This window comes from Pedobacter agri PB92, from assembly GCF_000258495.1.
Lineage (GTDB): Bacteria > Bacteroidota > Bacteroidia > Sphingobacteriales > Sphingobacteriaceae > Pedobacter > Pedobacter agri.
In genome coordinates this window covers 1-8,306 of sequence record NZ_AJLG01000203.1, presented here as the reverse complement: position 1 = coordinate 8,306, position 8,306 = coordinate 1, and the positions used below count along the sequence as shown (strand labels likewise).

The 8,306-nt window shown below is 36.8% G+C and carries 11 protein-coding genes; 2 read left to right on the top strand and 9 right to left on the bottom strand.

Annotated elements, in window-relative coordinates:
- Positions 1-61 precede the first annotated feature (61 nt).
- Positions 62-835, top strand: a complete 774-nt coding sequence (locus tag ON09_RS20810; protein ID WP_010603001.1) for an ABC transporter permease — start codon at positions 62-64, stop codon at positions 833-835.
- A gap of 84 nt (positions 836-919) precedes the next feature.
- Here ON09_RS20810 and ON09_RS20805 read toward each other — a convergent pair whose 3' ends face one another.
- The 8 genes from ON09_RS20805 to mdh form a co-directional block, all read right to left on the bottom strand.
- A complete protein-coding gene (locus ON09_RS20805; protein ID WP_010603000.1) occupies positions 920-1,846 on the bottom strand; it encodes a bestrophin family protein in 927 nt (308 codons plus the stop codon).
- A gap of 25 nt (positions 1,847-1,871) precedes the next feature.
- Positions 1,872-2,369 (bottom strand): hypothetical protein, encoded by a 498-nt coding sequence (locus ON09_RS20800; protein WP_010602999.1) that lies wholly within the window; start codon positions 2,367-2,369, stop codon positions 1,872-1,874.
- 194 nt (positions 2,370-2,563) lie between these two features.
- A complete protein-coding gene (locus ON09_RS20795) occupies positions 2,564-3,919 on the bottom strand; it encodes a sensor histidine kinase (protein WP_010602998.1) in 1,356 nt (451 codons plus the stop codon).
- 3 nt (positions 3,920-3,922) lie between these two features.
- Complete coding sequence (locus ON09_RS20790; protein WP_010602997.1) at positions 3,923-4,597, bottom strand: response regulator transcription factor; 675 nt, start codon at positions 4,595-4,597, stop codon at positions 3,923-3,925.
- Between the two features lie 271 nt (positions 4,598-4,868).
- A complete protein-coding gene (locus tag ON09_RS20785; protein ID WP_010602996.1) occupies positions 4,869-5,408 on the bottom strand; it encodes an SRPBCC family protein in 540 nt (179 codons plus the stop codon).
- 55 nt (positions 5,409-5,463) lie between these two features.
- Positions 5,464-5,859, bottom strand: coding sequence for a group III truncated hemoglobin (locus tag ON09_RS20780; RefSeq protein ID WP_010602995.1), 396 nt, complete (start codon positions 5,857-5,859; stop codon positions 5,464-5,466).
- A gap of 56 nt (positions 5,860-5,915) precedes the next feature.
- Entirely contained in the window at positions 5,916-6,341 is a 426-nt protein-coding gene (locus ON09_RS20775) for an aspartyl protease family protein (protein ID WP_010602994.1), read from the bottom strand.
- Positions 6,342-7,280, bottom strand: a complete 939-nt coding sequence (mdh, locus tag ON09_RS20770; RefSeq protein ID WP_010602993.1) for a malate dehydrogenase — start codon at positions 7,278-7,280, stop codon at positions 6,342-6,344.
- 144 nt (positions 7,281-7,424) lie between these two features.
- Between mdh and ON09_RS20765 the strand changes: the two genes are divergently transcribed.
- Positions 7,425-7,877, top strand: a complete 453-nt coding sequence (locus tag ON09_RS20765) for a lipocalin family protein (protein ID WP_010602992.1) — start codon at positions 7,425-7,427, stop codon at positions 7,875-7,877.
- 44 nt (positions 7,878-7,921) lie between these two features.
- Here ON09_RS20765 and ON09_RS20760 read toward each other — a convergent pair.
- A partial coding sequence (locus ON09_RS20760; protein WP_010602991.1) for a S41 family peptidase occupies positions 7,922-8,306 on the bottom strand: 385 nt, incomplete at its 5' end.

Below are 8,306 nucleotides of genomic sequence, written 5' to 3'. Positions count from 1 at the left end.
ATTACATCAAACAACATATTATTAGCGGAACTATTATTGATTTTCGGATAGTACGGCTGCTATGCAGGAATTACTAGTTTCAAATTATACCGCAAACCGTTTGAAACTTAAAACCGGCGATGATTTCATCATGTATTTTGTGCAAAATCAGTTAAGGCCAAGGAAATTCAAAATCGTAGGGATTTACGATATTGGAGTAGAGGATATCGACAAAAGTTTTGTGCTGGGTAACCTGAATATTATTAAGCGCTTAAATAATTGGAATGCGAACCAAATTGGAGGTGTTGAAATCCGCATTAAAAACTTTAAAGATCTCAATAAAGTATCGTTAGAAATTTTTGAAAGTTTACCTCAAAATCTGCGTTCATTTTCGATTGTAGAAAACTTTCCGAACATTTTTAACTGGATGAGTTTACTTGATGTAAATACGAACGTGTTGCTGATCTTAATGCTAATTGTTGGCGTAATCAATATGGTTACGGCACTGCTCATTATGATTCTGGAGAAAACCAATATGATCGGAATGTTGAAATCGTTTGGTGCAAGCAATTGGAGTATCATGAAGATATTCCTTTATAATGCGGCCTATTTAATTGGTATCGGTTTGTTGTTGGGTAATATCCTCGGATTGGGCCTAGGCTTTTTCCAGCAGGCAACACACATTTTTAAACTCAATCAGTCTTCGTACTTTTTAACTTATGCACCCATTGAAATTCATTTTATCGATGTACTGGGCTTAAATGTATTAACTGTGGTTGTTTGTTTAATCGTATTGATCATTCCTTCGCTGTTAATTAGCAAAGTATCTCCGCTAAAAGCGATCAGGTTTAAATAAATAAGCTTCTCCCCATCCAGGGAGAAGACCTATTGTTTTTAACTAACCATTCCAAATCTGGAACAGAACTAAGAATTAAGATTTTTATAAGATGTAATATGAACCAACTTGAGCCAATTCCGTTTGGGGTTTGTCTTCAAGGATTTTATTATCATCTATCATTTGGCAAAGATCGCGTTCAATGGTTCTACAAATCGTTGTAGTTGGCGTATCTGTGGGTTTATTTTCAAAAGGATCTTGCAGATGAACCGCCATTTTTTCTACCAACAGGAAGAATGCAGCAATCGCAACCACTAACGGAACTTCCATATAACCGAAATACTCAATCAATCCAAATGGCAAAAGCACAATAAATAAATGGATCGACATGTTGATGTATTTACTGTAAGTTACCGGGAAAACAGTATTTTTAATACGCTCACATCCACCCATGTGGTTACATAATGCAGTGAGGGTTTTATCGATTTCAATTTGCTGATATTTGTTAATCCAGCCTTCATTCAAAGCTTTTTTCAAATCCATAGCATGCAGTTCCAAAATAGACGTGGTTACATTTTTACGTTTTTTAAGGAACGCTATCTCATCAGCAACTAAAAATTCTTCCAGTCCTTTTCGAGGATTAAAACCTCTTAATGATTGGCTCAAAGCATAAGTCCAGGCAATTTGTCGTTTGATAAAGCGCTCTTTGAAAGCCTCTACCTCATGCAAGTCATAAGGGTTTTCTACGAACGATAAAATCTGACGTGATACCGATCTTGAGTCATTTACGATAGCACCCCACAAAATACGGGCTTCCCACCATCTGTCATAAGCCTGATTCGACCGGAAAGCCAGCAATAATGAGATAATTGTTCCCAGTAAGGCAGGGACTGTTATCGGAATGGAAATCCGGGTAACGTGAAAGTTCTGATAAAGAACTACAATTCCTATAGAATAAGCAATTACAAAAAGCAGTTCTTTTTTGATCTTTCCGAATATATAAGTAAGCGGAATATTATTTCGTAACAGCATATTATTAAATTTATTTCGTGAGTAATTAAGCGTTTGCCGCTTTTAATTTAGGCTCCTGGATTTTGGTTTCAATCAGGTTCTCCTGATTATGAAGCGTCATGATGTTTAATTCCAATACTTCGCAGCCACAGCGAGCTGTTAATACTTTTGGATCAATACTGTATTTGTTGATGGCTTTGAAACTATAGTCTTTCGGATAAGCAATGGCTTCAACATCAAAAGCTTCAATGAAATTTTTAAATGCTGCAACAGTACTTCCATAAAAATATTCTATACCAATGTTGTTGATTTGATTGGCATACTTCACTTTATAATTATTCAGCGTTTGATAAAACTCATCACTGATGTTTTCGTAATCTTTGCTTCGGCGGCTTAACATCAACATATCAGTAATCGAATCTGATAATTTAAAAGCATGAACAAATATGATATTGAAAGTTTCGTTGGGTTGAGTTTGCGTTAAACCATCAATAATCTTGGTACTCGCTAAATTAAAATCTGTTGGTACTAATACTGTTTTCATGGTTTTATCTTGTTAAATGAATAAATATTTATACAAGTTTAGCGCAATGAGATTACAGCGAACTAAGAAGGAGATTAAAGCGAGATTAGAATTTAAAAACTTTAGAGTTTTAGGTTGTAAAAAATGGAAGTTTACATATTTGGATAGGCAAAAGTAAAATTATCATCTGAATAAATAAGAATTTTTCGACAAAACTAATAAATGCTGGTTAATGGCAACAGTACTTTAATTTCTGTACCTATTCCTTCCTGCGATTTGATGGCAATGCTTCCGCGGTGTAACCTGATAATGTTCAGAGAAAGTGGCAAACCAATTCCATAACCTTTAAAAGAGTTGGTGTTTGATGCCCGATAAAATGGTTCAAAAATGTGCTGAATATCCGTTTGTGGAATTCCAATACCCTGATCGGTTACCGCAATGGAAAGTGAATTAGCGCTAGTTTCGATGGCAATGTTCACTAACTTATCATTCGAATATTTGCATGCATTGCTTACAATGTTTGTCAGGGCAAGTTTAATGAGGTTTTTATTGATTTTCAGACTCAACAGTTCATCATCATCAGGAAGCTTAGAAAAATCGATTTCAATTTTACTTTCGGGATGAACCTGATTTACAGAAGCTTTGATTTCCCAAAGTAATTCATCCATTCTAACCAATTCCCAGGGTTGGTTTTTGCCATTAAATCCCGACTGAGCCAATCCCAGTAAACTGGTTAAAATATGTTCGAGTCGTTCGGCTTCATCTTTAATTTTGGCTAACGCCAGATGTTGCTTCTGCGCATCGCCATTTTTTAAAGCCAGTTCTACCTCGCCGCTAATGATGGTTAATGGCGTTCTTAATTCATGCGACGCATTGCTGATAAAGTTGTTTTGCGTTTCAAATGCTGTTTCCAGCCGGTTTAACATGTTGTTAAAGGTTTGTGCCAGCTGCGACATTTCATCGGTCCCTTTTTTTACGTCTAGACGCATGTGGAGGTTTTCTGCCTTTATTTTTTTTACGCTTTTTATCACATTTCGCAAGGGCATAAGCATGTAATTGGAGAATCGCCAGCCCACAACGAACGACAAAAAGACCGACAGGAAAAAGCCAATAATCAATATTTTTTGAAGGTCTCGAAGCTCACGGAAGCCAAAGGGATCATTGGCAGAAACAATTACAATGTATCCTTTAGGTCCGTTTCTAAAAAACTTACCTGCATAAAAATGATTTTCAACACGATACCTGGCCATCGAACCAGTGTTTATTTTATCGTAGAAGCTTTTGGGAAGTTCACGGTCAACTTTGTTTTCTGTTTGACTGGCATCAAGAATAAATTCTTGTTCAGAAGGTAAACGTTCCAAGTATTGGTTACGCATTTGGGCAACCACGCTGTTATTGTCATCTTCGTAGAGCTTAATCTGGGCTGCGATGTTTACCCTCGCTTCTAAACGTTTGTAAAAATCTTCAAAGGCAAACTCATTAGAGAAATACCAAACAAAACCACTTAATAATGAAATAATTACCGCCGAAAGTATTGCGAATAGTAGCGTGATTTTTTTGGCAATATCCATTGGCTATCCTTTTAGCACATAACCCAAACCCACGGCGGTATGTATCAGTTTCTGATCTGAATTTTTATCAATTTTTTTGCGGAGATAATTTACATACACATCAACTACGTTGGTGCCGAGATTAAAATCAATATCCCAAACACTTTCTAAAATATCAATGCGGGAGAGGATTTTCGATTTGTTTTTGGCCATGTACTCCAACAAACGGTATTCAGTTGCAGTGAGCACCACCTCTGTATTGTTTCGTTTTACACTTTTGGCGCTTAAATTTATCTGCAAATCAGCAACATTTATTACCTGGTCAAGGCTTGCCGATCCTGTATAACGCCTCAATAACATTCTAATGCGGGCAAAAAGTTCTGCAAATTTAAACGGCTTAATTAAATAGTCATCGGCACCATTATCTAAACCATTCACTACATTTTCTGTAGTGCCCAAAGCAGTAAGCATAATGATGGGTACATTTGGTTTTTCAGCCTTAATAATTTTGCAAAGTTCCAATCCATTTATTCCAGGAAGCATAATATCCAGTATGACTAAATCAAATTCATTTTCTAAAGCCAGCTGTTTACCGATGAGGCCATCAGGTGCTACACTTACGGTGAAACCTTCTTCGGTTAAGCCTCTGGAAATAACAGAAACCACATTTGGCTCATCTTCTACTAGTAATAAATTCATGCGGGGCAAATAATCTAAAAATAAGGATATAACAAAATCTGATGATGATAGATTTTTGAAATTAAAGCTTTTTAACGCAATAACGACATAAAAGTTTATTTATTAAAAAGTGGGGAGAAATAAAAAGGCTGTATTATAAATCGGTTTTCGCCTGAACTTTGTCTTGTTGAGCTTGTCGAAATGCTCTTTAAAGCAGTTTCTATAAGTCCTTCAACTGGCTCAGGATGATATTCGATTGATGATACAGCCTTGAGAATGATGTTAAAATTTACTAATTTTCTTTTTCTGATTTTTCTTTCAGGCTTGCTAGTCCGCTTTCAAAATCCTTTCCAATCATGCCGTCCATTCCACCCATAAAAACACACATCCACTTGCTGATCATGTTGTTTTCTCCACTCATGGTCCAGGTTACCTTTTGACCGTTTCCATCAGGCACAATATCAAATTTGGTATCCGCTACGCTTTCAAAAGGCTCAATAAATTTCAGCTCGATGTCTATTTTTTTATTGGGCTCTAGTGATTCTATTTTCATATATCCTGAGCCGGTTTCTTTGCCCACCCAATTATATTGATGCCCCGGCGTTACAGGAGTGCCAGAAAATGTAGTTTTGGCAGAAGGTTCCATTTTTGCCCAGGGATTCCAAAGGTAAAATTCATTAAAATCAGCAATGTTTTTGTAGATTACGCTATCCGGAGCATTGATCACTGTTGATCTGGAAACAGAATATGTTTTTGGTAGAAAGAAACTTCCCACAACGAAAATAATCGCCACGACAACGATGATGCCGAAAATAATTCTTAAAGCTTTCATATTTGATTTGTTTGGTTAATTAAATTTAATAAGAAACCAGATAAATCAAAAAATATTAAACAATGTTGATCTTGGATTTTGGAGCATTTATTTTAAAATCCATCAAATCGGCAATGGATTGCGCTTTTTGTTTAATGGTTTCTGCATTTTTACCAGCAAAAAGTTCGTCAACGGTTTCCATGAAAATGAGCTTCCAGGCATTAAATTCTTCAGCCTTTAAAGCAATCTTATCATTTAATGCAAAATGAATCAACATCGGGTTGCCTTTATAGGTTGCTGTACCAAACAAAATACTTTCCCAAAAATCATACATTTTAGGCAAATGGTGCGACCAATCTATCTTCGCAACATCAGTAAAGATTGGCCCAATCCTGGGGTTGAGCTGCACTTTTGTGTAGAACGTATCAACCAGATGGATCAGGTCATCCCGATTAAGAATGTCGTTTTTCATAAAATGTAAATATGTGCTAAATACTCAGAATTGATCTCGTGATTAATACCAAAGCGTTATTTATACAGCCGAAGGACTAGCTTTTTATAGTTAATTACCGCTTTATACTGCATTAAAATGTCTCCTCCGATAATTCCTATAATTGGTGGATGACCGAATTGCTGGTAGGTTTCAGTAACCGATTGAAGATCAAATGCAACGGTTTCGTAGTTTTTGATCTTAAGTGGCCCGATTTTAACTTCAGGAATAGTGGCCTGTATGGTCGTTGTGGTGGTGAAGAGGGTAGCGGCGTTAATTTCTTCAGATACATGAAGTGTTTCTGCAAGATGCCGCTCGATCAGTAACTTATCGAAAACGCTTCTTGATGCGCCGGTATCTAAAACGGCAAAATGTTTTTCCTTAAAAACAACAACTTCCACCAAAAGGTGGAAGCCGTCATCCTGTAAGTTCAGTAATTTTAATGGGATTGAAATTGAACTCATTTATACCAATTTCATGTCAGCCAAAACGCTGTTCATATTTCTAACGGCATCGGCACTTTTGTTAAATGCAGCTTGCTCGTCATCTGTTAATTTAAAATCGATGATTTTTTCCCATCCCGAGCGGCCAATAATTACCGGGACCCCTAAGCAAATATCTTCCTGGCCGTATTCACCTTCTAATGACACGCAGCAGGTAAACAGTTTTTTCTCATCGCGAAGAATTGCTTCAACCAAAGCTGCTCCCGCTGCACCAGGGGCATACCACGCCGAGGTGCCAATTAATCCCGTTAATGTTGCGCCACCAACCATCGTATCTGATGCAACTTTATCTAAGGTTGCCTGATCTAACAAGTTACTTACCGGCAAGCTTTGATAGGTTGCCAGACGGGTTAATGGAATCATTGTCGTATCGCCATGGCCACCTATTACAAAACCCTGCAAATCGCCTGGGTTGCAATTTAAAGCCTGAGATAAGTAGAATTTAAAACGGCTGCTATCTAAAGTTCCGCCCATACCGATAATACGGTTTTTAGGAAGCCCTAAAGATTTCAGTGCCAGATAAGTCATGGTATCCATTGGATTACTAATCACAATAATGATTGCCTCTGGAGAAAACTTTAATATATTTTCAGCAACACCTTTTACAATTCCAGCATTAATGCCAATCAATTCTTCGCGGGTCATTCCGGGTTTGCGTGGTAAGCCTGAAGTAATCACTACAACATCAGAACCAGCAGTTTTGCTGTAGTCGCCGGTTACACCAGTAATTTTTGTATCGAAGCCTAAAAGGGTAGCGGTCTGCATCATGTCAATCGCTTTACCTTCGGCAAAACCTTCTTTGATATCTAACAAAACAAGTTCGTTTGCTAATTCTTTTCTGGCAATATTATCTGCACAAGTAGCGCCAACTGCGCCAGCACCTACAACCGTTACTTTCATATATTTTTATTTAATGGTTTGCTCATCCTAAATATTAATCGAAGGTAGAAATAAATATAAGGTTAAAAAATCCTTTTCAAAACTTTATAATTAAGGAATGGTTTAGTTATTACGAGTCTCAAAGACGAATTAAATCCTCATATTATGGAAAATAAACCTATTGGCAATATTGATTATAAAGCGTTCGAAGGTAAATGGTACTCTCTATATTCCATTCCGACTTTAATGGATAAAAATTGGAAACAAACCACTGAAACTTACACTTTAAAAGATGATGATCATTTTGATGTGCTGACCACCTACCATAAAGAGGGGAACCCTGAAGAAAAAACAATTACATCAAAGTTGTTTTTTGATGAAGATCGGCCTGATGGCGATATGAAAGCTCAGTTTTTATGGCCATTTAAAATTGGATACTGGATTATCGAGATCGCAGCCGACTATAGTTATGTTGTTGTTGGTCATCCAGATGAAAAGTATTTATTCATTATGGCCAGAGAACCAAAAATGGAAGCGGCGTTACTGGTTGATATTATTGAAAGATGCCGGGAAAAAGGTTATGACGTGAGTGAATTGGTGAGCCAGGAGCATTTTTAAAAAATATTGCTCGAAATAAATAGCTAATCAGTTTTGATGTTTTACTACTTAACGTCTATAAATTCTATTGCCTGCTGAATGTTTTTGTCAAGTAGTAAATTATCAAAATTATCCTGTTTGAAAATACTAATTTCCGGTATAATCTTCTCGTAATAATTCCCATTTCTATCACAATCATATGATGTGGTTAGGGCCATCGTAATATTAAAAGGCAATTTACAGGCAATATTCCCTGTCGTAGCGCCATACGTGCTTTGTCCAATAAAATTAGTATTTGATCTGCCTTTAAATGCCATTGCCACAACTTCCCCCGAACTTGCTGTGAACAGCCCGGTAATGATGCTTACCCTTTTTTCATCTAACAATTCGCCCGTGGGATGTACAAATGATATTGTTTTTGATTTTTCAATAAGTTTCCCATGATCTAAT

What these genes read in the sequence shown, in the direction of transcription:
- ON09_RS20765 (WP_010602992.1), top strand. Translation starts at nt 7,425, where the DNA reads ATGGAAAATAAACCTATTGGCAATATTGATTATAAAGCGTTCGAAGGT.
- ON09_RS20785 (WP_010602996.1), bottom strand. Translation starts at nt 5,408, where the DNA reads ATGAAAGCTTTAAGAATTATTTTCGGCATCATCGTTGTCGTGGCGATT.
- ON09_RS20800 (WP_010602999.1), bottom strand. Translation starts at nt 2,369, where the DNA reads ATGAAAACAGTATTAGTACCAACAGATTTTAATTTAGCGAGTACCAAG.
- ON09_RS20780 (WP_010602995.1), bottom strand. Translation starts at nt 5,859, where the DNA reads ATGAAAAACGACATTCTTAATCGGGATGACCTGATCCATCTGGTTGAT.
- ON09_RS20810 (WP_010603001.1), top strand. Translation starts at nt 62, where the DNA reads ATGCAGGAATTACTAGTTTCAAATTATACCGCAAACCGTTTGAAACTT.
- ON09_RS20805 (WP_010603000.1), bottom strand. Translation starts at nt 1,846, where the DNA reads ATGCTGTTACGAAATAATATTCCGCTTACTTATATATTCGGAAAGATC.
- ON09_RS20795 (WP_010602998.1), bottom strand. Translation starts at nt 3,919, where the DNA reads ATGGATATTGCCAAAAAAATCACGCTACTATTCGCAATACTTTCGGCG.
- ON09_RS20790 (WP_010602997.1), bottom strand. Translation starts at nt 4,597, where the DNA reads ATGAATTTATTACTAGTAGAAGATGAGCCAAATGTGGTTTCTGTTATT.
- mdh (WP_010602993.1), bottom strand. Translation starts at nt 7,280, where the DNA reads ATGAAAGTAACGGTTGTAGGTGCTGGCGCAGTTGGCGCTACTTGTGCA.
- ON09_RS20775 (WP_010602994.1), bottom strand. Translation starts at nt 6,341, where the DNA reads ATGAGTTCAATTTCAATCCCATTAAAATTACTGAACTTACAGGATGAC.